This is a genomic window from Alphaproteobacteria bacterium (genome assembly GCA_033762625.1).
In the GTDB taxonomy this organism is placed as follows: Bacteria; Pseudomonadota; Alphaproteobacteria; order UBA9219; family RGZA01; genus RGZA01.
In genome coordinates, this window is record JANRLI010000003.1 from 213,947 (window position 1) to 240,213 (window position 26,267).

29 protein-coding genes, 1 tRNA gene and 1 pseudogene are annotated in these 26,267 nt (G+C 48.9%); 18 read left to right on the plus strand and 13 right to left on the minus strand.

Going from position 1 to position 26,267, the window contains the following annotated elements; translation table 11 throughout:
- The first annotated feature begins 24 nt into the window (after positions 1 to 24).
- A complete protein-coding gene (gene lysS / locus SFW65_01735; GenBank protein ID MDX1921838.1) occupies positions 25 to 1,563 on the plus strand; it encodes a lysine--tRNA ligase in 1,539 nt (512 codons plus the stop codon).
- Between the two features lie 8 nt (positions 1,564 to 1,571).
- On the opposite strand, the gene uvrC is transcribed toward lysS, so the two are convergent.
- The 7 genes from uvrC to gltX form a co-directional block, all read right to left on the minus strand.
- Entirely contained in the window at positions 1,572 to 3,482 is a 1,911-nt protein-coding gene (uvrC, locus tag SFW65_01740; protein MDX1921839.1) for an excinuclease ABC subunit UvrC, read from the minus strand.
- Between the two features lie 307 nt (positions 3,483 to 3,789).
- Positions 3,790 to 4,485: an SDR family NAD(P)-dependent oxidoreductase gene (locus SFW65_01745; GenBank protein ID MDX1921840.1), complete on the minus strand. Its 696-nt coding sequence runs from the start codon at positions 4,483 to 4,485 to the stop codon at positions 3,790 to 3,792.
- Positions 4,482 to 4,793 carry a hypothetical protein gene (locus SFW65_01750; protein ID MDX1921841.1) on the minus strand — a complete coding sequence of 104 codons (312 nt, stop codon included), beginning with the start codon at positions 4,791 to 4,793 and terminating at the stop codon, positions 4,482 to 4,484. The genes SFW65_01745 and SFW65_01750 overlap by 4 nt, the downstream gene beginning before the upstream one ends.
- Positions 4,786 to 5,565, minus strand: a complete 780-nt coding sequence (locus SFW65_01755) for an RNA methyltransferase (GenBank protein ID MDX1921842.1) — start codon at positions 5,563 to 5,565, stop codon at positions 4,786 to 4,788. The genes SFW65_01750 and SFW65_01755 overlap by 8 nt, the downstream gene beginning before the upstream one ends.
- Positions 5,566 to 5,587: 22 nt before the next feature.
- Positions 5,588 to 6,136: a type 4 pilus major pilin gene (locus tag SFW65_01760; GenBank protein ID MDX1921843.1), complete on the minus strand. Its 549-nt coding sequence runs from the start codon at positions 6,134 to 6,136 to the stop codon at positions 5,588 to 5,590.
- A gap of 74 nt (positions 6,137 to 6,210) precedes the next feature.
- The gene (gene cysS, locus SFW65_01765) at positions 6,211 to 7,569 is read right to left on the minus strand and encodes a cysteine--tRNA ligase (GenBank protein ID MDX1921844.1); all 1,359 of its coding nucleotides are present in this window, start codon (positions 7,567 to 7,569) and stop codon (positions 6,211 to 6,213) included.
- Between the two features lie 10 nt (positions 7,570 to 7,579).
- On the minus strand, positions 7,580 to 8,923 hold the full coding sequence (gltX, locus tag SFW65_01770; GenBank protein MDX1921845.1) for a glutamate--tRNA ligase: 1,344 nt from the start codon (positions 8,921 to 8,923) through the stop codon (positions 7,580 to 7,582).
- A 132-nt stretch (positions 8,924 to 9,055) separates the two neighbouring features.
- Between gltX and uvrB the strand changes: the two genes are divergently transcribed.
- Positions 9,056 to 11,137 (plus strand): excinuclease ABC subunit UvrB, encoded by a 2,082-nt coding sequence (gene uvrB / locus SFW65_01775; GenBank protein MDX1921846.1) that lies wholly within the window; start codon positions 9,056 to 9,058, stop codon positions 11,135 to 11,137.
- Between the two features lie 12 nt (positions 11,138 to 11,149).
- On the opposite strand, the gene SFW65_01780 is transcribed toward uvrB, so the two are convergent.
- A complete protein-coding gene (locus tag SFW65_01780) occupies positions 11,150 to 11,992 on the minus strand; it encodes an FkbM family methyltransferase (protein ID MDX1921847.1) in 843 nt (280 codons plus the stop codon).
- A gap of 55 nt (positions 11,993 to 12,047) precedes the next feature.
- Between SFW65_01780 and SFW65_01785 the strand changes: the two genes are divergently transcribed.
- Positions 12,048 to 12,275 carry a hypothetical protein gene (locus SFW65_01785; GenBank protein ID MDX1921848.1) on the plus strand — a complete coding sequence of 76 codons (228 nt, stop codon included), beginning with the start codon at positions 12,048 to 12,050 and terminating at the stop codon, positions 12,273 to 12,275.
- On the plus strand, positions 12,275 to 13,135 hold the full coding sequence (locus SFW65_01790) for an N-formylglutamate amidohydrolase (protein MDX1921849.1): 861 nt from the start codon (positions 12,275 to 12,277) through the stop codon (positions 13,133 to 13,135). The genes SFW65_01785 and SFW65_01790 overlap by 1 nt, the downstream gene beginning before the upstream one ends.
- Positions 13,136 to 13,149: 14 nt before the next feature.
- Here SFW65_01790 and bamE read toward each other — a convergent pair whose 3' ends face one another.
- Positions 13,150 to 13,611 carry an outer membrane protein assembly factor BamE gene (bamE, locus tag SFW65_01795; GenBank protein MDX1921850.1) on the minus strand — a complete coding sequence of 154 codons (462 nt, stop codon included), beginning with the start codon at positions 13,609 to 13,611 and terminating at the stop codon, positions 13,150 to 13,152.
- Here bamE and SFW65_01800 point away from each other — a divergent pair.
- The 8 genes and pseudogenes from SFW65_01800 (at position 13,610) to SFW65_01835 (ending at position 19,038) form a co-directional block, all read left to right on the plus strand.
- The gene (locus tag SFW65_01800) at positions 13,610 to 14,179 is read left to right on the plus strand and encodes a ubiquinol-cytochrome C chaperone family protein (GenBank protein ID MDX1921851.1); all 570 of its coding nucleotides are present in this window, start codon (positions 13,610 to 13,612) and stop codon (positions 14,177 to 14,179) included. The two genes, bamE and SFW65_01800, sit on opposite strands and share 2 nt — an antisense overlap.
- Before the next feature lie 12 nt (positions 14,180 to 14,191).
- Positions 14,192 to 14,746, plus strand: coding sequence for a DUF177 domain-containing protein (locus SFW65_01805; GenBank protein ID MDX1921852.1), 555 nt, complete (start codon positions 14,192 to 14,194; stop codon positions 14,744 to 14,746).
- Between the two features lie 244 nt (positions 14,747 to 14,990).
- Positions 14,991 to 15,182: a 50S ribosomal protein L32 gene (gene rpmF / locus SFW65_01810; protein ID MDX1921853.1), complete on the plus strand. Its 192-nt coding sequence runs from the start codon at positions 14,991 to 14,993 to the stop codon at positions 15,180 to 15,182.
- 50 nt (positions 15,183 to 15,232) lie between these two features.
- Complete coding sequence (gene plsX, locus SFW65_01815; GenBank protein ID MDX1921854.1) at positions 15,233 to 16,306, plus strand: phosphate acyltransferase PlsX; 1,074 nt, start codon at positions 15,233 to 15,235, stop codon at positions 16,304 to 16,306.
- Positions 16,303 to 17,280: a beta-ketoacyl-ACP synthase III gene (locus tag SFW65_01820; GenBank protein MDX1921855.1), complete on the plus strand. Its 978-nt coding sequence runs from the start codon at positions 16,303 to 16,305 to the stop codon at positions 17,278 to 17,280. Before plsX ends, SFW65_01820 begins: the two co-directional genes overlap by 4 nt.
- Before the next feature lie 96 nt (positions 17,281 to 17,376).
- On the plus strand, positions 17,377 to 17,700 hold the full coding sequence (locus SFW65_01825) for an integration host factor subunit alpha (GenBank protein ID MDX1921856.1): 324 nt from the start codon (positions 17,377 to 17,379) through the stop codon (positions 17,698 to 17,700).
- 36 nt (positions 17,701 to 17,736) lie between these two features.
- Positions 17,737 to 18,045, plus strand: a pseudogene (locus tag SFW65_01830) (MerR family transcriptional regulator).
- Positions 18,046 to 18,961: 916 nt separating this feature from the next.
- Positions 18,962 to 19,038: transfer RNA gene (locus tag SFW65_01835), tRNA-Pro, on the plus strand.
- Positions 19,039 to 19,044: 6 nt separating this feature from the next.
- Here the strand turns inward: SFW65_01835 and SFW65_01840 are convergent.
- Positions 19,045 to 19,446, minus strand: a complete 402-nt coding sequence (locus SFW65_01840; GenBank protein ID MDX1921857.1) for a hypothetical protein — start codon at positions 19,444 to 19,446, stop codon at positions 19,045 to 19,047.
- An 86-nt stretch (positions 19,447 to 19,532) separates the two neighbouring features.
- On the opposite strand from SFW65_01840, the gene cutA reads away from it, so the two are divergent.
- From cutA to argC, 5 genes are all read left to right on the plus strand, one after another.
- Complete coding sequence (cutA, locus tag SFW65_01845; GenBank protein MDX1921858.1) at positions 19,533 to 19,862, plus strand: divalent-cation tolerance protein CutA; 330 nt, start codon at positions 19,533 to 19,535, stop codon at positions 19,860 to 19,862.
- 68 nt (positions 19,863 to 19,930) lie between these two features.
- Complete coding sequence (locus SFW65_01850; protein MDX1921859.1) at positions 19,931 to 20,230, plus strand: hypothetical protein; 300 nt, start codon at positions 19,931 to 19,933, stop codon at positions 20,228 to 20,230.
- Between the two features lie 156 nt (positions 20,231 to 20,386).
- On the plus strand, positions 20,387 to 20,860 hold the full coding sequence (rplM, locus tag SFW65_01855; GenBank protein ID MDX1921860.1) for a 50S ribosomal protein L13: 474 nt from the start codon (positions 20,387 to 20,389) through the stop codon (positions 20,858 to 20,860).
- Entirely contained in the window at positions 20,857 to 21,336 is a 480-nt protein-coding gene (gene rpsI / locus SFW65_01860; protein ID MDX1921861.1) for a 30S ribosomal protein S9, read from the plus strand. The genes rplM and rpsI overlap by 4 nt, the downstream gene beginning before the upstream one ends.
- A 90-nt stretch (positions 21,337 to 21,426) precedes the next feature.
- A complete protein-coding gene (argC, locus tag SFW65_01865; protein ID MDX1921862.1) occupies positions 21,427 to 22,476 on the plus strand; it encodes an N-acetyl-gamma-glutamyl-phosphate reductase in 1,050 nt (349 codons plus the stop codon).
- Here the strand turns inward: argC and rlmJ are convergent, their stop codons facing one another.
- From rlmJ to SFW65_01880, 3 genes are all read right to left on the minus strand, one after another.
- Positions 22,477 to 23,298 (minus strand): 23S rRNA (adenine(2030)-N(6))-methyltransferase RlmJ, encoded by an 822-nt coding sequence (gene rlmJ / locus SFW65_01870; protein ID MDX1921863.1) that lies wholly within the window; start codon positions 23,296 to 23,298, stop codon positions 22,477 to 22,479.
- Between the two features lie 28 nt (positions 23,299 to 23,326).
- On the minus strand, positions 23,327 to 23,500 hold the full coding sequence (gene rpmG / locus SFW65_01875) for a 50S ribosomal protein L33 (GenBank protein MDX1921864.1): 174 nt from the start codon (positions 23,498 to 23,500) through the stop codon (positions 23,327 to 23,329).
- Positions 23,501 to 23,648: 148 nt separating this feature from the next.
- On the minus strand, positions 23,649 to 25,001 hold the full coding sequence (locus SFW65_01880; protein ID MDX1921865.1) for an ammonium transporter: 1,353 nt from the start codon (positions 24,999 to 25,001) through the stop codon (positions 23,649 to 23,651).
- A gap of 185 nt (positions 25,002 to 25,186) precedes the next feature.
- Here SFW65_01880 and SFW65_01885 point away from each other — a divergent pair, with 185 nt between their 5' ends.
- Positions 25,187 to 26,215 (plus strand): methyl-accepting chemotaxis protein, encoded by a 1,029-nt coding sequence (locus tag SFW65_01885; GenBank protein ID MDX1921866.1) that lies wholly within the window; start codon positions 25,187 to 25,189, stop codon positions 26,213 to 26,215.
- Positions 26,216 to 26,267 lie beyond the last annotated feature (52 nt).

Below are 26,267 nucleotides of genomic sequence, written 5' to 3' on the forward strand. Positions count from 1 at the left end.
GGCAAATAGACATGACGTTTTTTTATGAATAAAGAAGATAAGATGCCGGAAGTAAAAAAGAACGATTTACCAGACGCGACTACACCTCCAGCCGAACATGATTTGCTGGCGCAGCGTGCGCACAAACTTGCGGAGATGACGAAGGATTATGGTAATCCATTCAATATCACGCGTTTTGATAAAACCCATCATGCGGCAGCATTAAAGAAACAATACGAACATCTGGCGAATGGCGAAAAGACAGATGCCGTCGTCAAGATTGCTGGCCGCGCCATGGCGGTGCGCAATAATGGTATGTTTATCGATTTGCTGGACGATAGTGGCCGCATTCAGGTGTTCCATAATTTAAAGGAAACACCTGAACCGGTTTTAAAGCTTCTGAAGCTGCTTGATCTGGGGGATATTATCGGCGTGGAAGGAATTATGCGCCGCACCCCGCGCGGGGAACTAACCGTGGATGCAACCAGCCTCGTTGTGCTTGCAAAGGCTCTGGAACCGCCCCCTGAAAAATATCATGGCCTTAAAGATACCGAATTTCGTTACCGCCACCGCGAACAGGATTTGGTGGCGAATGACAAGGCGCGCGAAACCTTGCGTAATCGCTTTCGTATCATTTCATCGATGCGTCGCACATTAGATGATGCGGGTTTTCTGGAAGTTGAAACACCCATTTTGCATAATGTGGCAGGTGGGGCGCTCGCAAAACCATTCAATACCCATCATAACGCACTTGATATTCCTTTGTATCTGCGCATTGCAACCGAACTTCATCTAAAGCGTTTGGTTATTGGCGGGCTATCAGAAAAAGTTTATGAAATTGGCCGTATTTTCCGCAACGAAGGCATCAGCCCGCGGCATAACCCTGAATTTACATCGGTTGAAATCTATCAGGCTTATGTGGATTTCGCAGAAATGATGACGCTGACCGAAACGCTGATTTCAGGTGCATGTCGCCTCATCCACGGTTCGACCAAGTGTATCTTTAATGATATGGAACTGGATTTCACGCCGCCATTTCGCCGTGCATCGATTTTCGATTTAATCAAAGAGCATACAGGCGTTGATTTCCACCAGTTCCCCACGGTAGAAGCTGCGCGCGAGCAAGCAGCAAAGCTAAAAGTTCCAACCGACCCTAAATCCAACTGGGGCCAGATTGTGGAAGCTGTGTTTGGTGAAAAGGTTGAAGAAAAACTGGTTCAGCCCGTTCATGTCATGGATTTACCCAAGGAAATTTCGCCGCTGGCCAAAGCTTATCCGGATAAGCCGCATGTGGCGCAGCGATTTGAAACCTATGTCAATGGCTGGGAAATCGCCAATGCGTTTTCGGAATTGAATGACCCCCGCGAACAGCGCAAGAACTTCGAGCATCAATCGGCGCAGCGTGATACCGGAAATGCCGAAGCGCATCCGGTCGACGAAGAATTTTTGAAAGCCATGTCATTTGGTATGCCGCCCATGGGCGGTCTTGGTATCGGGGTTGACCGTCTGGTGATGCTGATGACCGATAGCCCGACCATCCGCGAAGTGATTGCATTCCCAACGCTGCGTCCGCACAAAGACTAACGACTTAATTATCCGCTGTGGAAATAATCGTAGATTAGCTTCGCTAGCTCCGCATTAATACCGGGCACGCGCTGTAAATCGCTCATACCTGCTTTTGAAACGCCTTGCGCGGATCCAAAATGCAGCAATAGCTTTTTCTTACGTGTAGGCCCAATACCTGCAATACCGTCGAGCGGTGAATTGGTTATGGCTTTCATGCGCCGCGCGCGGTGGCTGCCGATGACAAAACGGTGTGATTCATCCCGTAGACGTTGCAGGAAATACAAGACAGGATCGCGCATGTCCAATTGGAAATCATCACGTCCCGGCATGAAGAACCGTTCGCGGCCAGCATTTCTATCGGGCCCTTTGGCAATCCCCACCACAGGAATGTCGTTCAACCCCAATTCTGCGAGTGTTTCCAAGGCCGCATTCAATTGACCCAAACCGCCGTCAATGAGCACCAAATCAGGGCGGCTCCATTTTTCGCTATCGGTTTCCTCATTCATGCGCGTGAAGCGGCGTTTGAGCATTTCACGCATCATGCCGTAATCATCACCTTTTGAAAGCTCGGTGCTTTTGATATTAAACTTGCGGTATGCCTTTTTAATAAACCCATCGGGGCCAGCGACAATCATTGCACCTACCGCATGCGTGCCGGAGATATGGCTGTTATCGTAAACTTCAATCCGTTGCGGTGGTTCGGGCAAATTGAATGTCTTGGCAACGCCTTCTAATAGCACATTCTGGCTTTTGCGTTCGGCCAAGCGCCGCGCTAATGCCGCCGATGCATTTTGTGCCGCCATGTCAATCAGCCGTTTTTTATCGCCTAGTTTTGGAATGATAATATCGGTTTTAAAGGCTTCCGCCAGTAATTCCAGATCATGGGGTGCCTCATTCACAAATAACTGCTTTGGTGCAGGTTTATCGGAATAAAATTGTGCAAGGAAAGTGGAAAGGATTTCACCATCTTCTAATGTTGTATCGGCCTGCGGAAAAAACGCACGGTTGCCGTAGTTGCGGTCATTTCGAATAAAGAATACCTGAATGCAGATTTGCCCAGCTTCACGCGCTAATGCCACCACATCCGCATCGCCGATATTATTCATATTGATGACTTGCTTCGATTGAATAGTAGCGAGGATTTTAATGCGGTCACGCAAATGTGCGGCATATTCAAAATCCTTATCTGCGCTGGCTTTTTGCATATCGTTCTGCAAATCTTCCAACACTGCATCGTTTTTGCCGAGCAAAAATTCCCGTGCTTCCTTTACCTGCTGCGCGTAATCCTCAACGCTCACCTTGGCAACACAAGGCGCCGTGCAGCGTTTGATATGATATTGAAGGCATGGGCGTTTGCGTGCCGCAAAGAAACTATCGGTGCAATTGCGCAGCAAGAATCCGCGCATCAGCACGGTCATGGTTTCAGTTACGGCTTCACCCGATGCAAACGGGCCAAAATACCAACCCTCGCGGTCTTTGCTGCCGCGGTATTTCACCAATTGCGGAAAATCATGATTCTTGGTGATTAAAATATAGGGGTAGCTTTTATCATCGCGCAGCAGCACGTTAAATGGTGGCTGGTAATGTCGTATAAGATTGGCTTCAAGCAATAAAGCTTCGGCTTCGGTGTGCGTAACCACTACTTCCAGATGGTGGGTTTGCGCCACCATGCGTTGAATGCGGTTGGTGTTACGCTCCAACTGCGTATAGTGCGTCACACGCTTCTTCAGATTTTTGGCTTTGCCCACATAAAGCACATCGCCCTTGGCCGAAACCATGCGGTACACGCCGGGGCTAAACGGCACGTTCTTTAAATACTCCTTGAGCACTGCCGCGCCCCGCGCGAAACCACCTTTTGGCAAATCATCCGTACCGCCGGGCAGGGAAGATGCGCTGCGGCTGATACGGTTAGGATTATTGGGATCGTCGTTACTCATGGAATTATATATAGCTCAAACGCGGGGTGGCTCAGCTCGTATTAACTCGGGGGGGGGTGGCAGTCGCTGACCTTGAACATATCCCCGATTCCTGTGGATAAGTCTTGGGATGAAATTTGTTTTTTGCCAATTATGGCCAAGAAAAACGATGTTTTCACCGCTTTGCTTAAAAAACAGGCATTTAAAAAAGGAAATTAACCACGATAGTGTCGATAGTTAGCGGTTTTATTCAGAAATACACCCACAATTTGCTAACGAAACGTAAAAAATTTTGCTCGCTGTTGATAAACGCCCAGAACTCCAAAAACTACACATTCACAAAGCAAGGCTGTGTCGCTGGGCTTTCCATAGATGCATCCATCACGCTCAAAATATCTTCAATCTTCGTGACGGTTAGCGCGGCACTGGCTTTTTCAAAATGCGTCTTGCTTTCGCGCGGGTTACGCAACGTGGGACCAAGGCGAAGACCAAACAGATACAAGTCGGGTTGGTATGCGGCAGCGTTTTTTTTGGTCCACTCTTCTAGCGCAAGCTTGCTGAGCACGTAAGCGGGAAGAAGAGGCCATGACCAATCCAGTGAACGGTCGAGAATATTAAATACGAAACGCGGACCAGAATTTTCTGTGGCTTCACCCGTGCGCATCAGCTGTGCGAGAGCAATCGGGGTAGCAGCGTTTACTGCCATATGTGCCTGTAAACTTTTTTGCGTAATGCCACCATCATCGCGTTCAAACCGTGCAGCATTATTGATTAATACATGAGGTGTGCCACATATCTTTACTACATCGCTGAATAATTCCTGTGCGGCATCACTCTTCGTAAAGTCGGCTTGAAACAGGGTTATTTTTCCTCCTTTTGCGTTGATGTCATCCCGCAAATGTTCTGCGTCTGTGGCTGCATCGCTGTAATGCGCGGCGATATGCCAGCCCTTTGCCGCATAATGCAATGCCATTGCCCGTCCAATGCGCCGTGCCGCACCAGTGATGAGAATGGTCTTGTTCATAATGTTTTTTTATCATCCAAAATCATTGCATCTTTTCCCACAACAGGCCGTGCGGCTTTTAGTTTTTCTTCCAGCAAGGTTTGTTTAATCATTTTCTGAACTCCAACGGAAAGACTTTGTACATAAGGCGTATCTTTTATCGCATTCCAATCAAGCGGATGTGCGTGGGCGTCGGAAACAATAAATGCTCCATCTCTGGGTTCGGGCACTGGGTTGCCCACTTCTATAAATAAATCTCCCACGCCAATAATACTGCTATTGCCTTTGTAATACAAAATACGGAAATGCTGTTTTTCGTCTTCAGCCATTTTGGTTGCGCGGTTTCTTGGGGCCTTCGGCCAAGGCGGTAATCATGCCATGCCATGTGCGCACTTCCTGTTCGGTCAGTTCCGCGCGCAAAATAGCATTACGTAAATTTTGCGTCATCGCAGGCTTCATCTCAAGCGATGTAAAGAACCCGCCTTCTTCCAATTCACGCTCCAAATGGTCAAATAAATGAAAGACTTCGGCTTTGGTTGCTGGGCGTGTCTTGCCATAGTTTAATGCGCGACTGCTCTGGGCTTCGCCCAATCGCGACTGCGCATGGGTAAACCATTCATACCCCATAATTAGAACCGATTGCGCAAGGTTGAAGGAAGAGAATTCAGGATTTGCCGGAATACAAATTAGTTTTTCAGCGCAGACCAAATCCTCATTGATAAGACCAGTACGTTCTGGTCCAAACATTAGACCGACTTTCTCGCCGGCTTGAATTTTTTTATGAATTTCAGCAATAGCGGCGCGGGGAGTAAGTATTTCCTTTGCCATATCGCGCGTTCGCGCGGTCAGTGCATAAACGCTGTTCAAATCGCCAACGCCTTCCTGCGTTGTTGGATATATTTTGGTTTGTTTGAGAATATCGGTTGCGCCTGCAGATGTCGCATCAATCCGTTCCTGTAAAGTATTGGAAAGTGGCCATGGGTCGCGCGGCTCAACAAGCCGTAAATTCGGCAGCGCACAATTCATCATCGCGCGCGCAGTCGTGCCGATATTCTCGACCATTTGTGGGCGAACCAGAATGATGGTGGGTGTGGCGCTCACGTTGTACTAAAAAATGGGGTGTTTAGTTTGCCTTCAAAAGGAAGAACAGATTGAGCGTTGCAGGATCCGTCGCGCAAATCGAACCTGAAATCGTTGAAAACTGCGTGGTGTTGGTAATTGCTTGCCCGCTGATATCTGTAAGACCTTGGGTCTTGCCAGTGCTGAGAATAGCCTGAGCAAGCTTGAGACAGTCTGATCTTCTAACCAGGCTATAGCTTACGTTCATACCCGTGGTGTTTGGCGTAATCAGTGTATCGCCACCCCATGGATTTTTTAATGTTGTGCCTGAAAGATATTCAACAGGAATTAAGTTTGCAGCAATTAATGCTTGTGTAAAGGTCGCGCCGCTCGCGGTGTCGGTTGCATCAAATGTCGTGCGTGCAGCATAGGTGGTGCGGATTTGCTGGACGATGGTTGTGGTCATATCGGCTGCGCGGCGCACACGTTGCTGGGATTCCACATTACCCCATGCAGCAAAAATACCACCGATGACGAGCCCTACTATGCCCAGCACCAACGCTGCTTCGATGAGGTTGAAACCAAGTTGATTATCAGAACGAGTGGGTTGCATGGCATGCTCCGGTTAATGAAGATAGCAAATCTTATACAAACAAAACGCGTGATACTAGTGGGATTCAAGCGTGTTTATACACGCCTCCACAGCGTTTCATTGGCTTTATCTTCAAGAATAATGCCGCTATCCAGCAATTCTTTGCGGATGCGGTCAGCCTCGGCAAAGTTCTTGGCGGCCTTTGCATCCTTGCGTGCTGCAATAAGGGCGATGATTTTTTGCTCATCCATCCCGCCAGCGCTTGGCCCGCGCATCCAGCTTTCAGCATCCTGGGTCAGGAACCCGATGAGGTTTGCGGCATTCACGAAAGCCGATTTGGTTTTTGTATCCGGCGTTTTATTGAGCTGCGATACCAAATCATGCAAAATAGCGAATGCCTGCGGCGTATTCAAATCATCATCCATGGCTTGTGTGAATGCAGCAGGGGCAGGAATGGTTTTATCAACCGGAATGTCCTTGCTGTTGCGCAATGCGCCGTACCATCCATCCAGTGTATGCTTGGCTTTCTTTAATGCATCTTCGCTGAAATCCAGCGGCTGGCGGTAATGCGCGGTAAGCAGCGCAAGCCGTAATGCTTCCCCGGGCGCGATCGAAAGCAAATCGCGAACCGTGAAGAAATTCCCTAATGATTTGCTCATTTTATCATTGTTGATGGTCAGGAACCCATTATGCATCCACAGTTTTGCCAGCGGGGCATCATTGTGCGCGCAGCGGCTTTGCGCGATTTCGTTTTCATGGTGCGGGAAGATTAAATCCAATCCCCCGCCGTGAATATCAAATGTTTCCCCCAAATGTTCCTTTGCCATCGCGGAGCATTCAATATGCCAACCGGGCCGGCCACGGCCATAGGGGCTATCCCATCCCACTTGGTCAGGAGCCGATGGTTTCCATAATACAAAGTCAGCTGCGTCTTTCTTATATGGCGCAACTTCTACGCGTGCGCCTGCAATCAATTCATCGCGTGAACGGCGTGATAACTCGCCGTAATTTGGCATCGATGGCACATTGAATAATACATGACCATCTACTGCGTAGGCATGGCCTTTTTCAATTAGCCTAGCAATCAGCGCGAGCATATGCGGAATGTGCGCAGTAGCACGCGGTTCAATATCCGGCGGCAGCGCTAGCAGTGCAGCCATATCATCATGATACGCTTTGGTTGTACGCGTTGTGATGCTATCAATCGGCTCGCCGGTTTCTTTGGCTTTTGCCATGATCTTATCGTCCACATCCGTGATGTTGCGAACGTATGTGACCTTCGGATAATGCGATTTCAATATGCGGTACAGCGTATCAAACACCACCACAGGCCGTGCATTGCCAAGATGTGCGAAGTCATACACCGTTGGTCCGCACACATACATGCGCACATTCTTTGCATCCAATGGCGTGAAGTTTTCTTTTGTACGGGTAAGAGTATTATAAAGCTGCATTTCGAAACCTTTATGCGGTCTGTCCAGCAAGACGAGCCTTTGCGCGTACTTCGCCAATCAACGGCAACATCATCTTCATTTCAGGCCCGTGTTCTTGTCCTGTTAGCGCAAGGCGCAGCGGCATGAATAATTGTTTGCCTGAACGCCCTGTTGCCGCACCTAATGCTTTGGTCCATGTGCCCCATGTGGTTTCATCCCATGGCGCGGCGGGCAATAATGCAGCAGCTTGCTTGATAAATTCCGCATCTTCAATTTTAGGGCTAAGTTTTTCATTCGTAATCTGCCACCAGTTTTTAATCTCGTTGAACTGGGTCATATTCTGGTGAACCGCGTTCCAGAATGTTTCATCAACTGCACTTAACCCCATTGCGGCAAGACGCGGCGCAGCCTGCGCATAACTCATATGATGAATAATGCGTGCGTTAATCCGCATCAAATCCTTGGTATCAAATTTTGGGGGCGAGCGGCCAATTTTCTTGAAATCGAAGCTATTCACCAATTCATCCATGCTATTGGCTGCTTCAATTGGATCCGATGTTCCGGTTTTGGCAAGAAGGCTGGCAATCGCCAAGGGCTCAACGCCCATTTCGTCACGCAGACCCGCAACACTCATACTACCCAGACGTTTGGAAAGCTCTTCACCGCTGGCGAGGGTAATAAGCGGCAAATGCGCGAAGGTAGGAACAGGCGCGTTCATCGCTTCCCAAATCTGGATTTGCACGGCGGTATTCGCCACGTGATCTTCGCCGCGAATAACGTGGGTGATTTTCATATCCGCATCGTCAACTACTGAACAGAAGGTATAAAGCGGCACGCCATCTTCGCGCACCAAAACGGGGTCGCTGAGTGCGCCGCCCGCAAAGGATTTATGGCCTTGCACCAAATCATCCCACACAACGGGTGTATCATTTAACTTAAAGCGCCAATGGGGTTTCTGGCCTGCGGCAATCTTTGCAGCGATTTCTTCTTTGGTCAGTTTTAATGCGTCGCGGTTATAAATCGGCGGCATCCCGCGGCTGAGTTGCGATTTGCGCTTGAGCGCCAATTCTTCCTGATTTTCAAAACATGGATAGGCACGGCCCGCTGCCTTGAACTGTTCTAACACTTCGTTATAGCGCGCAAAGCGGTCCGATTGTTTGGCGAATAAATCCCAGCTTAAGCCCAGCCATTTGAAATCGCGTTCAATTGCATCGGCAAAAGCCTGCGTTGAACGCTCCATATCCGTGTCATCCAACCGTAGCATGAATTTGCCGCCTTGCTTACGCGTGAACAGCCAGTTCATGAGCGCGGTGCGTACATTTCCTACATGCAAAAATCCAGTGGGGGAGGGAGCAATACGTACAAGAGTGGACATGGGCCTTAAAACTTTCGGGAAAACACTTGAGAAATCAACCAGTCCCACCAATATGAAGCCTAATAAAATTGCTGCAAGAGCTATTTCATAAAGGTAAACTGCCTTATGTCCAATCCAACCGCTTTTCCTATCATGGCTGACGTAATCCGGCCGGAATTCCGCCCCGAAAGCGGCAAGAAGTTCGAGCTGGTCTCGGATTACACGCCGGCAGGTGACCAACCGCAGGCAATCGCGGAGCTATTGGAAGGCTTGAGCGCTGAAACGCGTGACCAGGTATTATTGGGCGTTACCGGTTCAGGAAAAACATTCACGATTGCGCATGTCATTCAGCAGGTGCAGCGCCCCACGCTCATTCTTGCCCCCAACAAAACACTTGCGGCCCAGCTTTACGGGGAGATGAAATCATTCTTCCCGAATAACGCGGTTGAATACTTTGTGTCCTATTACGACTACTATCAGCCCGAAGCCTATGTCCCGCGCACCGATACCTATATTGAAAAAGAATCGAGCGTGAATGAACAGATTGACCGTATGCGCCATTCGGCCACGCGCGCGCTGCTGGAACGTGATGATGTGATTATCGTTGCATCGGTATCTTGTATTTACGGTATTGGCTCGGTTGAATCCTATAGCAACATGACGCTGGTATTGCAAAAGGGCGAGGCAAAGTCGCGTGATGATGTGCTTCGGCACCTTGTTGAAATGCATTATAAGCGCAACGATGACAGTTTTGGTCGCGGCTTCTTCCGTGTGCGCGGTGATATTGTTGAAATATTCCCATCGCATTTGGAAGACCGCGCATGGCGATTGTCGTTCTTTGGTGATGAGTTGGAAAGTATCACGGAAGTTGACCCGCTCACCGGCGAAAAAATCGCCGCACTCGATTTGGTCAAGCTTTATGCTAACAGCCACTACGTAACACCAAAACCCACGATTAATCAGGCAATTGCCCAAATCAAACGGGATGCGAAAGAGCAGGTGGAGGCATTTACACAGGCTGGCAAGTTGATCGAAGCGCAACGCATTGGCGAGCGCACCCAGTTTGATGTGGAAATGATGCTAGCGACGGGAAGCTGCGCGGGTATCGAAAACTATTCGCGCTATTTAACGGGCCGCAAACCCGGCGAAGCGCCGCCAACCCTGTTTGAATATCTTCCAAAAAATGCGTTGCTGATTTTGGATGAAAGCCACGTCATGGTTCCTCAGCTCTCCGCAATGTATAAGGGCGACTATGCGCGTAAATCCACGCTGGCGGAATTCGGTTTTCGCTTGCCATCGTGTATTGATAACCGGCCATTGAAGTTCGAGGAATGGGAGGCATTTCGTCCGCAAACCATTTATGTGTCTGCAACGCCCGGCCCTTGGGAACTTAATCAAACAGGCGGTGTGTTCACAGAGCAAATTGTACGCCCCACCGGGCTGACTGACCCTCCCGTTATTATTCGTCCAACCGAACATCAGGTGGATGATTTATTGGCCGAATGCCGCCGCGTGGTTGAAAAGGGTTTGCGCGTTCTGGTTACCACGCTTACCAAAAAAATGGCGGAAGCACTTACCGAATATATGGGCGATGCGGGATTAAAGGTGTGCTACATCCACAGCGATGTTGAAACGCTGGAGCGCATCGAAATCATTCGTGATTTGCGCTTGGGGGTATATGACATTCTGATTGGCATTAACTTGCTGCGCGAAGGTCTTGATATTCCGGAATGCGGTTTGGTCGCTATTTTGGATGCGGATAAAGAAGGGTATTTGCGTTCCCGTACATCGCTTATTCAAACCATTGGCCGCGCGGCACGTAATGTGGATGGACGCGCGATTTTATATGCAGATAGTATCACCAAAAGTATGCAAGCTGCGATTGATGAAACCAATCGCCGCCGCGATAAGCAAAAAGAATATAATATTGCGCATAACATCACGCCTGAAACCATCAAGAAGCAAATCGGTGATATTCTACATTCCGCCTATGAGCGCGATTATTTAAGCGTGGATACTAGCGTGGAAGAGGGCGCGCTGGTGGGCAATAATATGAAGGCACATTTAAAGGCGCTGAATGAGCAGATGATGGAAGCTGCAAGTAATCTGGAATTTGAAGAAGCAGCGCGTCTGCGTGATGAAATTCACCGGCTCGAAGCAAAGGAACTGGGTATTGCGGCTCCCGTGCCGCGCGCATCCAAACGGTTCGAGCCAAAAAAACGTGGTCGCAGATAATTTATGGGATAGTTAAAAACAATAACTATCAATTGTGCCATCCAGCATGCGCTGAGTGTCTTCCCCGTCAATCACTGGCTTTAATACTGTTGGGATAAGGGGCAATAAATCAATGCGTTCCATCGGCAGACAAATCATATTCACGGTGCGAAATCCGCGAAAAATATTTTCTGAAACTTTATTGTAGTTATCCGGATTAAACAGCCGTGCGGTATGCCACCACAACCGATAGCGTTGGCCTTGCAACCATTGAATAAGGGCTGATGCGCCATCCATCTTGTCGTTTTCCACATACATCACCGGCCGGTCGCGCGCGATTGTTTTGGCTGCGCCTTTTAATGCGCTAAGTTCCATTCCTTCAATATCCATTTTGATGAATGAGATTTTGGGAAGGTTCAAACTATCCAGCGTAATAACCTTTATGTTTAAATCATCACCAACCGTATCAAACGAAAACGCGCCAAGGTTATTGGCTTTGTCATAATCGGGGACGGCAGTTTCAATCATGCCTGCTGTTTCGCCCAGCCCCTCAATGTGCGGGATAAGCTGGGTTAGATTGTTTATCGCGGCGTTTTGTTTAAGGCAGTGATTTAAAACGGGCTGTGGCTCAAATGCGTGAACCTTTCCGGCAATTCCAACCTTGTGTGCCATGGGGAGTGAGAACCCGCCAATATTTGCGCCGGCATCCACAACGCAATCGCCCAGATTGATGAAGCGCTGCATAAGCAGCCACTCATGCTCAATGTATTCGCCATAATGAATCAGTGATTTGCCGACAAACACATCATGGCGATTGACCATGAATTTGCCATACCGTGTTTCTACGGTTATAAAAGATGAAGCGCTCTCGTTCATAAATAAACGGTATAAGGCGCGTGACAGTTTCGCAATATGGTTTTAGAATACGCGCATGCAATGGATAATCTTTGGCATATTGGCAATAATTGTGGTCAGCGGCGTGCGCCGCATGGCGCGCGAAGATAAACCCAAGGCTGCGCCGTTTTCTTCCGCCGTGACCGATACAAAGCCGGTTAATCCGCAAATTCCTGTGCAGGATACCGTGCAGTGCCCCAAATGCGGTGCATTCATGGTAAAAAATGCAACCTGTAACAGCCCCGGCTGTATGGTAACAAAATAATGCGCAATGTGTTATCCAACGCGATGATAGATGTAAGCATCCCGCAGAGCAGTGCAGCGCCATTAGTGTTGGATAGCCCGCATAGCGGCAGCATGTATCCTGAGGATTTTCATTATATTGTTCCGCAATTCTGGCTGCGCCAAACCGAAGACAGCTACGTGGATGAATTATTTTCGTTTGCGCCATCACTTGGCGCAACGCTCATGAAAGCAAATTTCACGCGCAGTTATATTGATGTCAATCGCGCGATCGATGATTTGGATCCGACGATGATTTCCGGCACGCTACCCTTTGCGCTGGAACCAACAGAACGCAGCTTTGCAGGGTATGGACTTATCCGTCATTTGTGCCGTGGTCAGGCGGTTTATGCCAACAAACTATCGGCCGAAGAAATTCAAAAGCGCTTGCAGGAATGCTATACGCCATATCATGCGCTACTCAAAAAACTCATCAATGATGTGCATAGCCAGTTCGGTGCTGTGTGGCATATCAATTGTCATTCTATGCCGTCACATATGGCGGTGAAGGCACGTCCGGATTTTATTTTGGGTGACCGTGATGGCGCATCATCCGAACCTGAATTTATCCATGTTCTTACCGATGCTATCAAGCGTCTGGGATATTCGGTTGCGCATAATGACCCTTATAAGGGCGTTGAAATTGTGCATCGCTACGGCCATCCGCGTGCCGGATTTCACAGCGTCCAGCTGGAAATAAACCGCGCACTTTATATGGATGAAGAAACGCTGGAGCGTTCAGCAAATTTCGCAGTACTGAAGCGCGATTTGGCAAAAATTATTCAGGACATAAAGTCGTGGATAGCGCAGCGCGGCGAACCTGAACAAATGGTTGCGGAATAAAAATCAAAACTAAATTATCTGCCTTCTTTACCCTTGGGCACGCTCGGGCGGCCAATATTGCCAAGCAATTGCTGTAAGATGGTGATGTCTTTTCCATAGGTGGGTGTCTTACCCGAAACAGGGTCGATGTTGCGCGCAAGTTCCGCGCCGGATTTGTTCACGGATGAAACTTTTCCTTCCGGCGTAAACTCAACGGTAACGATTTTTTGTTCCTTCAACTCTGGATCAAAGAAGGCTTCTTTTTCGGTGCGCTGGCCGATGTAGTACCATGTCTTGTCATCAAAGGTTGCCATTTGCGTTGGCGTTCCCAAAACCTTGGCCACATCTTCTCTGGTGCTTTCACCGATTTTGATTTGCTGCAATTGATCGTCCTCAATCGTGTTGCCGCGCTTGGCAACCGTTGGGGTGCATGATGCAAGGGTTAACCCCAGCATCAAGATGGCCGCAGTAGTGGTAAGGAATTGAAAGATAACCATGGAAAACATCAATATGATTTTGGTAGAACATACCCTTATGAAAAGCTTTTTCAAACTCTTTCTGAAAAATGAACCGGATGCGCATAAAATCGCGTTGCTTTATGGCGCTATCATGGCGCAGGCGCGCTCAAAAGATTTTTTTATTCGTTTTGGTCTAAGTGATGATTTCGAGACACGATTTGAATCCCTTATCCTGCATATGCTGCTGGTGATGCGCCGTTTAAAGGGCGAGGGGCAGGAAGTTAAGCAAGCGCTGATGGATTTTATGGTGAGTGATTTAGACCGTACGCTGCGCGAAATGGGTGTGGGTGATGTGGGTGTTGTCAAACGCATGAAACATTTTATGGAAGGGTTTTATGGCCGGATGAATGCCTATGAAGCTGCGCTAAACAGTGCCGATAAAAAAGAAATTCTCCGCGCGCTAGATCGTAACCTGTATGGTGCGTCATCAACAGATCTTGCCAAACTGGACATGATGCGTGACTATATTGAAGCACAAGCGCAAATACTCGCCGCGCAGCCCACGCCAGATATCTTAGATGGCAAAATTTCGTTTAAGGCGATTTAAGGAACCCATTTTATGCATGAACCCGAAGTTGAATTTTCACGGCTATTTCCCGTTGATAAATTGCGCAGCCATGAAATGGATGAACGCATCGAAGCGAATGAAGAAGAGCTGGAGGCATTAGCCAAACGCATGGGGCTTGTTGCGCTGAAAAGCCTTGAAGCAAAGTTGCGTTTGCAACGCATTCACTCCGGCGAAATGGTAGAAGTGAAGGGCCATTTTAAAGCTAATGTTGTGCAGGATTGCGTTGTAACATTGGAACCGTTTGAAGCATTGGTGGAAGAAGAATTTACGGCCTATTATGCGCGTCCTGATACCATTCCAAAAGCGGATGAAATGGACATTGATGATGACAATTCGCCAGAACCTATTTCCGCAAATGGCGATATTGATTTGGGTGAATTGACTGCGCAGCATCTGGCATTGGCGATAGACCCGCATCCGCGCAAACCCGGCGCTACGTTCGAAGTTCCAAAAAATGCCAAGGTGGGGGTGGGGGAAAAGCCGATAAATCCCTTCGCGGTGCTTGCGGAATTCCGTGACAAAAAGAATGATAAAAAAGACAAGTAGCTGTTTTTGAAAAGCGTTGGCAGAACAATCGCTTATAAAAAATGTTTCACGTGAAACACATCAAATATGGTGAAAACAGTGAAAAACCAAGTTTTTTGTTGACGGTTTGGCATGCTTGTTTGATTAGAAACCCGTGTATTTATTAATAAAAATGTTAATATCGACGCAAGTGAAGGATGTTCTTGCTTTTCCCCTGCTGCTTAGGTAATAAACATCACGATTTTAAACAGTAAAGGTTACCGATATGGCAGTTCCAAAGAGAAAAACCAGCAAGTCAGTGCGCAACATGCGCCGCTCGCACCACGCATTGAAAGCTGTTGGCACATCCGAATGCGCCAATTGCGGTGAAATCAAACGCCCACACCATGTGTGCGGTTCATGTGGCTATTACGATAGCCGTCAGGTTAATAGCAAGCAGGATAAGGCTGCTGCCTAATTCGCAGTACGTTTTAAGTTTTCTGTTGGTCTCCCAATTCGGGATTATATATGCCTCAGCCGACAATCATTGCGCTTGATGCTATGGGCGGGGACAAAGCGCCCGATGCGGTTATTGATGGTGCCGCAGCAGCGCTGATTATCAACCCCAATATCAAATTCCGCATCTTTGGTGATGAAGCGCGCGTGCGCCCGCTTATCGCGCGTCATGCTAACCTTGCAAACGCTATTTTCCATCATACACCGGATTTTATTCCAGGCGATATGAAGCCATCTGCCGCGCTGCGTCAGGGCCGCAATTCCAGCATGCGGCTTGCGATTAATGCGGTGGCCGACGGCCAAGCCCAAGGTATCGTGAGCGCAGGTAACACCGGCGCATTGATGGCGTTGGCGCGCCTTGTGCTGGGTTCGCTTCCTGGTATTGATCGCCCCGCAATTGTTTCAACCGTGCCAACCATGACTGGCCGAAGTGTGATGTTGGACATGGGCGCGAATTTGGAATGCGACGCGGATAACCTTGTACAATTTGCAATTATGGGCACGCTGTATGCACGTGCAGCCTTGCGTATTCAAACGCCGCGCGTAGGCCTTTTGAACATTGGCAGTGAAGAAATGAAGGGGCATGATGAATTGCGCGCTGCTGCCGCCATTTTACGTGAAACGCCGCTGCATGGAAAATTCATCGGCTATATTGAAGCCGATCAAATCCCACATGGTGATGTGGACGTGGTGGTGACCGATGGGTTTACCGGTAACATCACATTGAAAACGATTGAAGGCACAGCCAAGCTTTGCTCGAACTTTTTAAAGGAAGCATTACAGTCTTCGCTGCTTGCCAAACTGGGCGCGTTGTTGGCCCGAGGTGCATTCATGCAAATGAAAGCACGCATGGATCCCCGCGCTTATAACGGCGCGATGCTGGTCGGGTTGCAGGGCGTGTGCGTAAAAAGCCACGGCGGAACCGATGCGCGCGGCTTTACCAACTCCGTACTCGTTGCTGCACAATTGATTGAAGAAGGCCTGAACGAACGCATTAAAGACGAATTTGCAAAACTTTACGGCGCGCTTCCAAACAGCGGTGCAAATGCTGCGCCCAAAGCCATTGAAGGTGAAATACTCCCATGACTGTGTTGCGTTCAGTTATCAAAGGTGTTGGTTCCGCGCTTCCTGAAAAAATTCTGACCAATGCGGAAATCGCAGCGCGCGTTGAAACCAATGATGAATGGATTACCCAGCGCACCGGTATCAAACAGCGCCATGTCGCCGCCGAAGGCGAAAAAACATCTGACCTTGCAACCAAAGCTGCGCAGGCCGCATTGACCCATGCAGGGCTTGGTATTGATGCAATTGATGCCATTATTGTTGCCACCACAACGCCTGATGAAACATTTCCTGCCACCGCCACGCGCGTGCAAATGAATTTGGGTATGACGCGCGGCTTTGCATTCGACGTACAGGCGGTATGCTCCGGCTTCATTTATGCGCTCACCGTTGCCGACCAGATGATCAAAGGCGGGCTAATCCGCAAGGCGCTGGTGATTGGCGCGGAAACCATGAGCCGTTTGCTCGATTGGAATGATCGCACCACCTGTATTCTGTTTGGCGATGGCGCGGGCGCGGTAGTGCTGCAGGCCGAAAGCGGCAAGGGCGATATGAATGATCGCGGTATTTTATCATCCCACTTGTTCTCTGATGGGCGTCAGCATGATTTGCTGTATGTGAATGGCGGTCCATCCACCAGCAAAAATGTTGGCAGCATAAAAATGCAGGGCCGCGAAGTGTTCCGCCATGCGGTTGACCATATGGCCGATGTGGTGCTGCATGCGCTTGGTTCAAATAATATGTCGATTGCCGACCTTGATTGGCTGGTGCCGCACCAAGCCAATTTGCGTATTCTGAACGCTACTGCCGAGAAACTTTCTATGCCGATGGAAAAGGTTATTGTGACCGTTGATAAACACGGCAATACCTCCGCCGCATCCATCCCCCTGGCGATTGCCAGCGCAGTATCGGCGGGCAAGTTCAAGCCGGGGCAGCTCATGGTTTTGGAAGCCTTGGGCGGGGGATTCACATGGGGCGCCGTGCTGCTCCGCTGGTAAATCCTAGGGTTTAGCCGAGCCGCGTTTTTTTCTTCTCCAAATCACCCAAATCAGTTTACCATCTTGATAAATATACCTGAATCGAGAGGTGCTGATATGACCGAACATCAAACAGAACGAACCATAACGCGCGCGGATTTAAGCGAGTCTGTGTATCAGGAAGTTGGCCTGTCGCGCAATGAATCCGCTGTGCTGGTGGAAACCGTTCTTGAGGAAATCAGCCTTGCGCTCATCGCCGATGATACGGTGAAGCTGTCATCCTTTGGCACGTTTGCTGTTCGCCAGAAAAACGAACGTGTTGGTCGCAACCCCAAGACAGGGGAAGAAGTGCCCATCAAGCCACGCCGCGTATTGGTGTTCCGCGCATCGCATGTTTTGAAAGACCGCATCAATCAGAAAAACACAGAAACCAAAGCCTAAAAAAATTAAAAAATAAGAAATCAAGGAGGTCGTTCAATGGATCTGTCATCATCAGCACACGAAGCATCCACCGATTTCGGTGATGTTGTCCATGATGGTCACGAACATTCTGAACGAAAATCTTCTCACGCGTTTCGCACCATCAGCGAAGTATCCGAAGAGATCGATGTGCCGCAGCATGTGCTGTGTTTTTGGGAAAGCAAATTTGGCCAGATCCGTCCGTTAAAGCGCGGGGGTGGCCGCCGGTATTATCGCCCCGAAGATATTGAACTTTTAAAGCGCATCAAAAACTATCTGTATAAGCAGGGTTATACGATTAAGGGCGTGCAGCGTTTATTAAAAGAAAAACGCGCCGCCGCCGTTGCCAACTTTGTGCCTTATGCAAACCCCCAATATAATAATGCGGGTGCCGGTATACCAAACTTCCCGTTTGAGCAAGCATTGCAGGCGGCAGCGCCGCTTTCGATTACATCATTCCTGCAAGCCGCATCGGCTGCGCCATCGGCGCTTGCCATGGCTTATGGCTCCATTGGCGGGCAGATTGCGGAACGTGCGGGCGAAATTCAATTCGGCGACGCATTTGAACAAAGCACAGTTCGTATCGAGGAAGATCAAAACACATCCACCGACCAGATGGAAAAAAGCCTGTTTGCGGTAACGCAAATCCATCAGGAAATCGCATCACCCATCGAACCTATTCGCATCATCAATCCTGCCGCGCCAAGCTTGGATGATATGGCAGATGATATGGTGGAAGATGCCAAGGCTGTAATGGCACAACCCGCAGCTCAAGCGCTGGAATTCGATTTGCAACCGCCAGTCGTGGAAGGGTTGCCGATGTTATCATTACCCGTGGTTGAGCCAGTTGTGGCAGCAGCTGCGCCAGCTGTTGAAGCCAGCGTTGAAGCGTCTTTTGAAGTATTCGAAGAAGAAGATTTCAGTCAAGATGATGGCGATGATGAAGGGCCGGTTAAACGCCTTGATGCGGAAGAAGCGGAAGTTCCCGCCATTTCAGCCGAAAAGAAAAAGGAATTGCTGGGTATTTTGGCGGAGATGATGGCGCTGCGCGATATGCTGAATGTCGGGATTACCGCCTAGTCTGGCATGCGCCAGCGTAAGCTGGCGTCCAGTATTATTATGGAAATAACTGGGTCCCAGCTTTCGCTGGGACATGCGAATTTAATTGATTTTGTAAGCCATTTGCCAGAACCCGTTCTTTTGGCTATAACAACCCTCGCTTAACTAAAAAGCCTTACCAATTCGGAACGTGGCGCAGCCTGGTAGCGCACAAGTCTGGGGGACTTGGGGTCGCAGGTTCAAATCCTGTCGTTCCGACCATTTATTTCAAAAACAATGCGTATAGGGCCCGTTGCGGGTGCAGGTGATGGGGCGCTGCGCTTCCATGATAGCGCGTTCTTGTAACATCCGGCTTTGTTGCGCTTCTTTGCGGTTAAACCGGAAATCCAGCCATTTGCGTTTGGCTTCTTCATCACTCAGGTTGCGTTTCTTCACAGATGCCGCAAGGCTATCGGCATAGGCGATGATCGCATCATCATCGGTGGAGCAATAGCCGCTTTGGATACAGCTTGCAGTGCGATTTTGTTTGGCGCATGCGGCAATATCAGAAAACTTTGCGTTCTGGCGTGAACACATATCCACCCAATCAATCGCAGATGGCTGCTGTGTGCAACCAGATATGCCCCCGCATGCAATCAGTAATGCTGTAATCAGAAGAGCATTTTTCATGAGGTTTCTCCGAGAAGAGTTCTGGCCTGAACACGTATGATAGATTAGAATAACGACTACAATAAGACCTAATACATAAGCCGTAAATGTCTGATAATACATCCAGCATCATCTTCATTTATGTAACCTGCAAAGATGCCAGCGAGGCAGAAAGCATTGCCCGTGCAGTTGTGGAGAATAAATTGGCAGCCTGCGCCAACATATTCCCCGCGATGAAATCGGTTTACACATGGGAAGGGCACATGCGCAGCGATGACGAAGCGGTGCTTATTTTAAAAACCACCCATGATAAATTCAAAGCAGTGGAGGCGGCTGTGCTTTCGCTGCATTCCTATGAAACGCCGTGTATTGTTGCGTTAAACGTCAGTGAAGTTAACGATGCTTACCGCACGTGGTTAACGTCATCGATGAAGTGAAGCTTGCGAATACTTTCATTTTTTTGTGATATTCTTCTTCTGCAAACACATTTTTATGGGGCTTATCAATGAATGTTGTAGAGGGCGAAGTTGTATTGGAAGAGCATATTGTTCCGTTTGATGAAGTAGGTGCAAATGCACGCGTCGCAGTTGGTGAAAGACGCAATGCTATTTCAATCAAATTCGATAGACCCACAGATTTATGTGAAAATGGCCGCCCATTTGGCGGGCTTGCTGTTTTGCACCGCATGATTCAGGAAGCGGGCGCAGAAATTGCCAAAGTCGGCACACGTTGCACGGTTTCGTTTGACCCGAAGCGCGGCGGCTATGCGACCATTAAAATTCATAAACAAGACCGCCACGTTTAACCGCAGCGCTATAATAACCCAATAAAAGCATCACAGTGTGCGGTATTATATTACCACACACTAAAAATGCATGTTTTTATTGACGTGAGCCGCAATTATCCCCTATAAACACTGCACGTTTTAAAACACAGGTGTAAACATATGAAAATAAACGATATGAAATCTTTTGCGATGCGCGTTGAAGACGCGCCTGCGCAAAAAAAGTGGATCTTGATTGACGCCGACGGCGTTGTTCTGGGCCGTCTTGCTGCTGAAGTTGCAACCATTTTGCGCGGCAAGAATAAACCAACTTTTTCTCCAAGCGTTGATTGCGGCGATAACGTCATCATCATCAATGCTGAAAAGGTGAAGTTGACTGGTGATAAGCTGAAGAAGAAAGTGTTCTATTACCACACCGGTTATGCGGGCGGTATCAAGGAGCGCACCATGGGCTACATCCTGAACAGCCGTTTCCCGGAGCGCGCCATTCAAAAGGCGGTTGAACGCATGTTGCCACGCGGTCCACTTGGCCGTAAGCAAATGACCAATTTGCGTTTGTTCAAGGGTCCTAAGCATACCCATGAAGCACAACAACCAACCGTGTACAATTTTGCTGCTGCTAATCCCAAGAATAAGAGGATCGCTAAATGACCGCTGCTATTAAAGCTATCACTGAAATCGAAGCGCTCCGCCCCAAAAAGGAAGAGCCAGCCAAGATCGCCAAAATCCGCGTTGATGCAAAAGGCCGTGCTTACGCAACCGGCCGCCGCAAAGATGCAACCGCTCGTACATGGGTAAAGCCAGGTAAAGGCAAGATCACCATCAATGGCCGCGATGTGAAGGTATATTTCGCACGCCCCGTGTTGCAGATGATTGTGCAACAGCCATTCGGTGTTTCAAACCGCGCTGGCCAATACGATGTTGAAGTATTGGTTGCTGGCGGTGGTCTTTCAGGCCAAGCAGGTGCCGTTAAGCACGGTATCAGCCGCGCATTGACCTATCTTGACCCTGAATTGCGTACCGTTTTGAAGAAAGCTGGTCTCTTGACCCGCGATTCACGTATGGTTGAACGTAAGAAGTACGGCCGCGCGAAAGCACGTCGCCGCTACCAGTTCAGCAAACGCTGACGCGTATCTTTCCAGATCTGGAAAAAAGGGCGTCAGAAATGGCGCCCTTTTCTTTTGGGCATTCGAAAATTTATTATGTGGAATAGGGTTATGGGAACAGTTCAGAAAATCAAAATCGCAATCTTGGGTGCAAGTGGATATACGGGCGCGGAGCTACTGCGTTTTCTGGTACGTCACCCGAATGCCGATATTGTAGCATTAACGGCTGAAAAGAATGCAGGCCAGAATATCGCTGCGGTATTGCCGCATCTGGCGTTTGAAAACCTGCCCACGCTGGTAAAGATTGATGCAGTGGATTTTACCAAGATTGATTTGGTGTTCTGCTGTTTGCCACATGGCACTACGCAGGAAGTCATCGCAGCATTGCCCAAAAACGTAAAAATCATCGATTTATCGGCAGATTTCCGGCTTTCGAATGTGGAAACCTATGCATCCACCTATGGGCATGCGCACCGGGCGGTGGAATTGCAAAAATCAGCCGTATATGGGCTTACCGAAGTTTATCGTGCGCAAATTCAAAAGGCGCGGCTGGTGGCAAACCCCGGATGTTATCCAACCTCCGCGCAATTGCCGCTTATCCCATTGCTGAAAGCCAAGCTGATTTCCAAGGATGATATCATCATCGACAGCAAGTCGGGCGTAACGGGCGCAGGCCGCGAAGCCAAGCAGGGCAGTCTATATGCCGAAGTGGGCGAGGGCATTCATGCCTATGGTCTTGCCAATCATCGTCACACGCCGGAGATCGAACAGGGTTTAAGCGATGCTGCGGGAACACCTGTTACGGTGAACTTTACGCCGCATTTGATGCCGATGAACCGCGGTATTTTATCAAGCATTTATGTAAAGCTGGCGGCAGGTAAAACCGCGCAGGATTTACATGCGGAGCTTGAAAAAACCTATAAGGGCGAGGCATTCGTGAAGGTGCTGCCGTTCGGCAGTATCCCTGCAACGCGGCATACGCGCGGCAGCAACCTGTGCATGATCGGCGTTGCGGCAGACCGCATTTCGGGCAGAGCGATTATTATCGCCGCCGAAGATAACCTTGTGAAAGGTGCATCGGGCCAAGCTGTGCAGAATATGAACGTGATGTTCGGATTGCCGGAGACCACAGGCATTGATGGCGTAGCGATGTTTCCGTAATCATTCGCCGGCCAACCAATCGATAATTGCTGGCTTGGTATCTGGCGCACATAGCGGCATAAGTGCTGCATAGGCTGCGCGTAAATCATTTTCAATTTGATAGGGCGGGTTAATGATGATCATCCCGCTACCATTCATTTTGTTCGGGAGTGTCTTGTTCGAGAATGGGACATCAGCGCGTAATATCTTCTTGATGCCGCTGGCGGCAAATCGTTCCTGCAATATCCCTGTTTCCACCGCGTCTTTTAATGGGTACCACAGGGCAAATACCGCATGCGCCATTTTCGCATGCGCTCCTTTGATGGCGGCAAAGGCCTGTTCGTTTTCATCCGGCTGCTCATAAGGTGGATCAATAAACACCAATAACCGTTTTTCCGGCGTGGGGATGAGCGCACGCATGGCATCCCACGCATCACGCGTATGAATGGTCATGCGTTTATCATAACCCAGCATGGATTGAAGTTTTGCAGCTTCTTCAGGGTGTTTTTCAATCGCTACTAATTTATCCTGTTCACGAAGATAATGTTGAACGATGGCAGGCGAACCGGGATAGGTGTTTTTACCATATTTGTCTAATACAGCGCGAAATGGCGCATGGGTTTGCTCTGGCGGCAGTTTTAAATAGGGGATGATACCCGCTTGCGCTTCGCCTGTCTTTTCTGCATTCGCATGGGTTAGGTCATAAAGGCCAGCTGCCGCATGGGTATCAATCACGCAAAACGGCGCCGGCTTTTGATGAAGCCGTATTAAAAGATGGGATAGGGTGATATGCTTGACGATATCGGCAAGCGAGCCAGCATGAAAATGATGCCTATAATTCATAAAGCTAATTCATGCTGGCAGAAGAAGCTTACTTCTTCGCGCGTGAGATCTTGCTTTCGGTAAATTCAACGTGCTTGCGCTTTACCGGATCATACTTCTTCAGTTTCAGCTTTTCAGCTTTGCGTGGGTTCTTTTTGGTTGTGTAAAAAAAGCCCGTGCCTTCGGAGCTTACCATCTGAATTGCATTTTTAACTTTTGCCATTTTATTACTGTCCTAAATTGATTTTAGGCGCAGACCATACTGAAAATAGGCCGCATAAGTCAATGAATTAGCGTATTTCTTAACAAAAAACCGGCCTCCGATGGGGGAGGCCGGTTTAAAGCTAAAGTCCTTGATTTATAAGGACTAATTAGTGGATTTGCTCGCCGTGGAGCATTTCATCAAGGCCGCGCTGTTCGGTTTCAGCATCCACGCGAAGGCCGATGGTCATATCGACGATCTTGAGGATGATGAAGGACACAATCGAGCACCAGGCGATGGTTGCGCCGATTGCAGCCAACTGGATGAGTACTTGATCCATGCCGCCTGCAACGCCGCCAATCGCCTTCGAAGCAAAGATACCGGTCAAGACTGCACCGATAATACCGCCCACACCGTGAACGCCAAAGCAATCCAAGCTGTCATCGTATTTGAAGATATTCTTCAAACGTGTTGCAGAGAGATAGCACAGAACGCCAGTGATAAAACCAATTGCAAGTGCGCCGGTTACATCAACGAAGCCCGAAGCCGGGGTGATGCCAACAAGACCAGCAACCGCGCCGGTGATTTTCCCGGAGATGCTGGGGCGGCCACGATCGGACCATTCCACAGCCATCCAGCTGATCGCGGCAGTTGCAGCAGCAACGATGGTAACCGTTGCAGCCATCGCAGCACGGCCATCCGCAGCAAGGGCTGAGCCAGCGTTAAAGCCAAGCCAACCTACCCACAGCAAGGATGCACCGATGAGGCTGAAAATCACGTTGTAAGGAGCGTGCTGCGCATTGTTCGCATTGCGGCGACCAATCATGATTGCAGCAACAAGACCTGCTACACCAGCGTTGATGTGCACAACGGTACCGCCAGCATAGTCAAGCGCGCCCATCTTGAACAGCCAACCCGCAGGTGACCATACCCAGTGGGCAATCGGTGCATACACCAGAATTGACCATGCACCCATGAATGCGAGCAATGCCGAGAATTTAATACGGTCAGCAAATGCACCTGCAATCAGGGCCGGCGTGATAATCGCAAAGGTCATTTGGAAAATCATGTACACAGGCTCGGGAATGGTTGTCTTGACTGCGTTATCAAGGCCGGAGCCGAGAACAAACGCAACCGTGTGATCAACGCCGGCAAAAAACAGACGGCTGAAATCACCGATGAAAGTTGAACCATCAGGCAAGGTGGTAGTGCCATTGGTGAAGGAAAGGCTGTAGCCAACCACAACCCAAAGCACTGCAACGAGACAGCACGTTGCAAAACTTTGCATTGAAGTTGCCAAGGCATTTTGTTTGCGAACCAGACCGCCATAAAACAGTGCCAGTGCGGGAATCGTCATCATCAGAACAAGAGCAGTTGCGCACAGCATCCATGCTGTATCACCGCTATTGAGTGGATTTGGAGCCGCTGCTGCGGTTTCAGCAAACGCTTGCAGTGGGGTGAAGACCAGCGCAGCAATTGCCGCCAAGCCGCCAACCAGCTTATTTGTTGTTGTATTTCCCATTTTTTTATTTCCCATGTCGTGTAGAGGATGGACAAAGACAGGTTTTGTGAAAAAACATCACCTGAAGACACGGGAGCTAACACTGGCTTAAAAAAAATGATTTTACAACCTTAATTATTATTTTATAATTTTTGCTTAGTTATGGGTGTGTGTCATAAAATAATCCCCAACCTGAGGATAAATCCATGCCAGAGCGGATTCTCAAGCTTTCTCAAGCTGTTTCGGACCTTGCCAGTAAACGTGTAGGCGAAATTCAGGTTATTACTGCGACTACACGAATCCTCGCACTCAATGCGATGATAGAAGCGGCAAGGGCAGGCGAAGCAGGCAAGGGTTTTTCAATTGTTGCTGAAGAAGTACGCAAAATATCAGAACAAATCCGGACCATTTCCAAGAGTTTGACTGAAGAAATGGCGGAACGCGTTGGCGAGCTCAATGAACTTGGCCAGCGCCTTGTAAGCCATGTGCGCGGCCAGCGTTTGGCCGATTTATCGCTTAACATGATCGATATTATTGATCGTAATTTATACGAGCGTTCATGCGATGTGCGTTGGTGGGCAACCGATAGTGCGGTGGTGGATTGCGCGCAAAACCCAACCGACATTATTCGTGACCACGCAAGCCGTCGTTTGGGCGTCATTTTGGGCGCTTACACAGTTTATCTTGATTTATGGGTGGCAGATAAGAACGGGATTGTTATCGCATCGGGTCGTCCTGAAAAATATGGTAATGTTCAAGGCTCGTCGGTTGCAGGTGAAAGCTGGTTCCAGCAAGCCATGCGTACGCATACGGGTGATGAATATGCGGTGGTCGATGTTGCGTCGAACCCGCTTCTTGAGGATAAGCTGGTTGCAACCTATTCGGCTGCTATACGCAAAGACGGGGACAGCAAAGGCGACATTGTTGGTGTTTTAGGCATCTTCTTTGATTGGCAGACGCAAAGTCAGGCGGTGGTGAATTCCATCAATCTCACCGATGATGAACGGACGCGCACGCGCTGTCTGTTGCTCGATAGTAGATACCGGGTTATTGCATCAAGCGATGGTCAAGGTGTTTTACAGCAAACCATACCATTGCAAACCGAGGGGAAAACCGCAGGCAGTTATGCCGATAGCGAAGGAAATACGATTGGCTTTGCTTTAACCCCGGGTTATGAGACATATAAGGGGCTTGGCTGGTATGGGTGTATTGTGCAAAAACCAGTTCAGGCTTGATCTGGGTTTTTTGACAGGAGTTTTTTATGGGTATTGATCTTATCCTTGTACT

Bases quoted from the DNA above. Each gene is read 5' to 3' on its own strand.
- lysS (MDX1921838.1), top strand. From the start codon at position 25: ATGAATAAAGAAGATAAGATGCCGGAAGTAAAAAAGAACGATTTACCA.
- uvrC (MDX1921839.1), bottom strand. From the start codon at position 3,482: ATGAGTAACGACGATCCCAATAATCCTAACCGTATCAGCCGCAGCGCA.
- SFW65_01745 (MDX1921840.1), bottom strand. From the start codon at position 4,485: ATGAACAAGACCATTCTCATCACTGGTGCGGCACGGCGCATTGGACGG.
- SFW65_01750 (MDX1921841.1), bottom strand. From the start codon at position 4,793: ATGGCTGAAGACGAAAAACAGCATTTCCGTATTTTGTATTACAAAGGC.
- SFW65_01760 (MDX1921843.1), bottom strand. From the start codon at position 6,136: ATGCAACCCACTCGTTCTGATAATCAACTTGGTTTCAACCTCATCGAA.
- cysS (MDX1921844.1), bottom strand. From the start codon at position 7,569: ATGCAGCTTTATAATACTCTTACCCGTACAAAAGAAAACTTCACGCCA.
- gltX (MDX1921845.1), bottom strand. From the start codon at position 8,923: ATGTCCACTCTTGTACGTATTGCTCCCTCCCCCACTGGATTTTTGCAT.
- uvrB (MDX1921846.1), top strand. From the start codon at position 9,056: ATGGCTGACGTAATCCGGCCGGAATTCCGCCCCGAAAGCGGCAAGAAG.
- SFW65_01780 (MDX1921847.1), bottom strand. From the start codon at position 11,992: ATGAACGAGAGCGCTTCATCTTTTATAACCGTAGAAACACGGTATGGC.
- SFW65_01785 (MDX1921848.1), top strand. From the start codon at position 12,048: ATGCAATGGATAATCTTTGGCATATTGGCAATAATTGTGGTCAGCGGC.
- SFW65_01790 (MDX1921849.1), top strand. From the start codon at position 12,275: ATGCGCAATGTGTTATCCAACGCGATGATAGATGTAAGCATCCCGCAG.
- SFW65_01800 (MDX1921851.1), top strand. From the start codon at position 13,610: ATGGAAAACATCAATATGATTTTGGTAGAACATACCCTTATGAAAAGC.
- bamE (MDX1921850.1), bottom strand. From the start codon at position 13,611: ATGGTTATCTTTCAATTCCTTACCACTACTGCGGCCATCTTGATGCTG.
- SFW65_01805 (MDX1921852.1), top strand. From the start codon at position 14,192: ATGCATGAACCCGAAGTTGAATTTTCACGGCTATTTCCCGTTGATAAA.
- rpmF (MDX1921853.1), top strand. From the start codon at position 14,991: ATGGCAGTTCCAAAGAGAAAAACCAGCAAGTCAGTGCGCAACATGCGC.
- plsX (MDX1921854.1), top strand. From the start codon at position 15,233: ATGCCTCAGCCGACAATCATTGCGCTTGATGCTATGGGCGGGGACAAA.
- SFW65_01820 (MDX1921855.1), top strand. From the start codon at position 16,303: ATGACTGTGTTGCGTTCAGTTATCAAAGGTGTTGGTTCCGCGCTTCCT.
- SFW65_01825 (MDX1921856.1), top strand. From the start codon at position 17,377: ATGACCGAACATCAAACAGAACGAACCATAACGCGCGCGGATTTAAGC.
- SFW65_01840 (MDX1921857.1), bottom strand. From the start codon at position 19,446: ATGAAAAATGCTCTTCTGATTACAGCATTACTGATTGCATGCGGGGGC.
- cutA (MDX1921858.1), top strand. From the start codon at position 19,533: ATGTCTGATAATACATCCAGCATCATCTTCATTTATGTAACCTGCAAA.
- SFW65_01850 (MDX1921859.1), top strand. From the start codon at position 19,931: ATGAATGTTGTAGAGGGCGAAGTTGTATTGGAAGAGCATATTGTTCCG.
- rplM (MDX1921860.1), top strand. From the start codon at position 20,387: ATGAAATCTTTTGCGATGCGCGTTGAAGACGCGCCTGCGCAAAAAAAG.
- rpsI (MDX1921861.1), top strand. From the start codon at position 20,857: ATGACCGCTGCTATTAAAGCTATCACTGAAATCGAAGCGCTCCGCCCC.
- argC (MDX1921862.1), top strand. From the start codon at position 21,427: ATGGGAACAGTTCAGAAAATCAAAATCGCAATCTTGGGTGCAAGTGGA.
- rlmJ (MDX1921863.1), bottom strand. From the start codon at position 23,298: ATGAATTATAGGCATCATTTTCATGCTGGCTCGCTTGCCGATATCGTC.
- rpmG (MDX1921864.1), bottom strand. From the start codon at position 23,500: ATGGCAAAAGTTAAAAATGCAATTCAGATGGTAAGCTCCGAAGGCACG.
- SFW65_01880 (MDX1921865.1), bottom strand. From the start codon at position 25,001: ATGGGAAATACAACAACAAATAAGCTGGTTGGCGGCTTGGCGGCAATT.
- SFW65_01885 (MDX1921866.1), top strand. From the start codon at position 25,187: ATGCCAGAGCGGATTCTCAAGCTTTCTCAAGCTGTTTCGGACCTTGCC.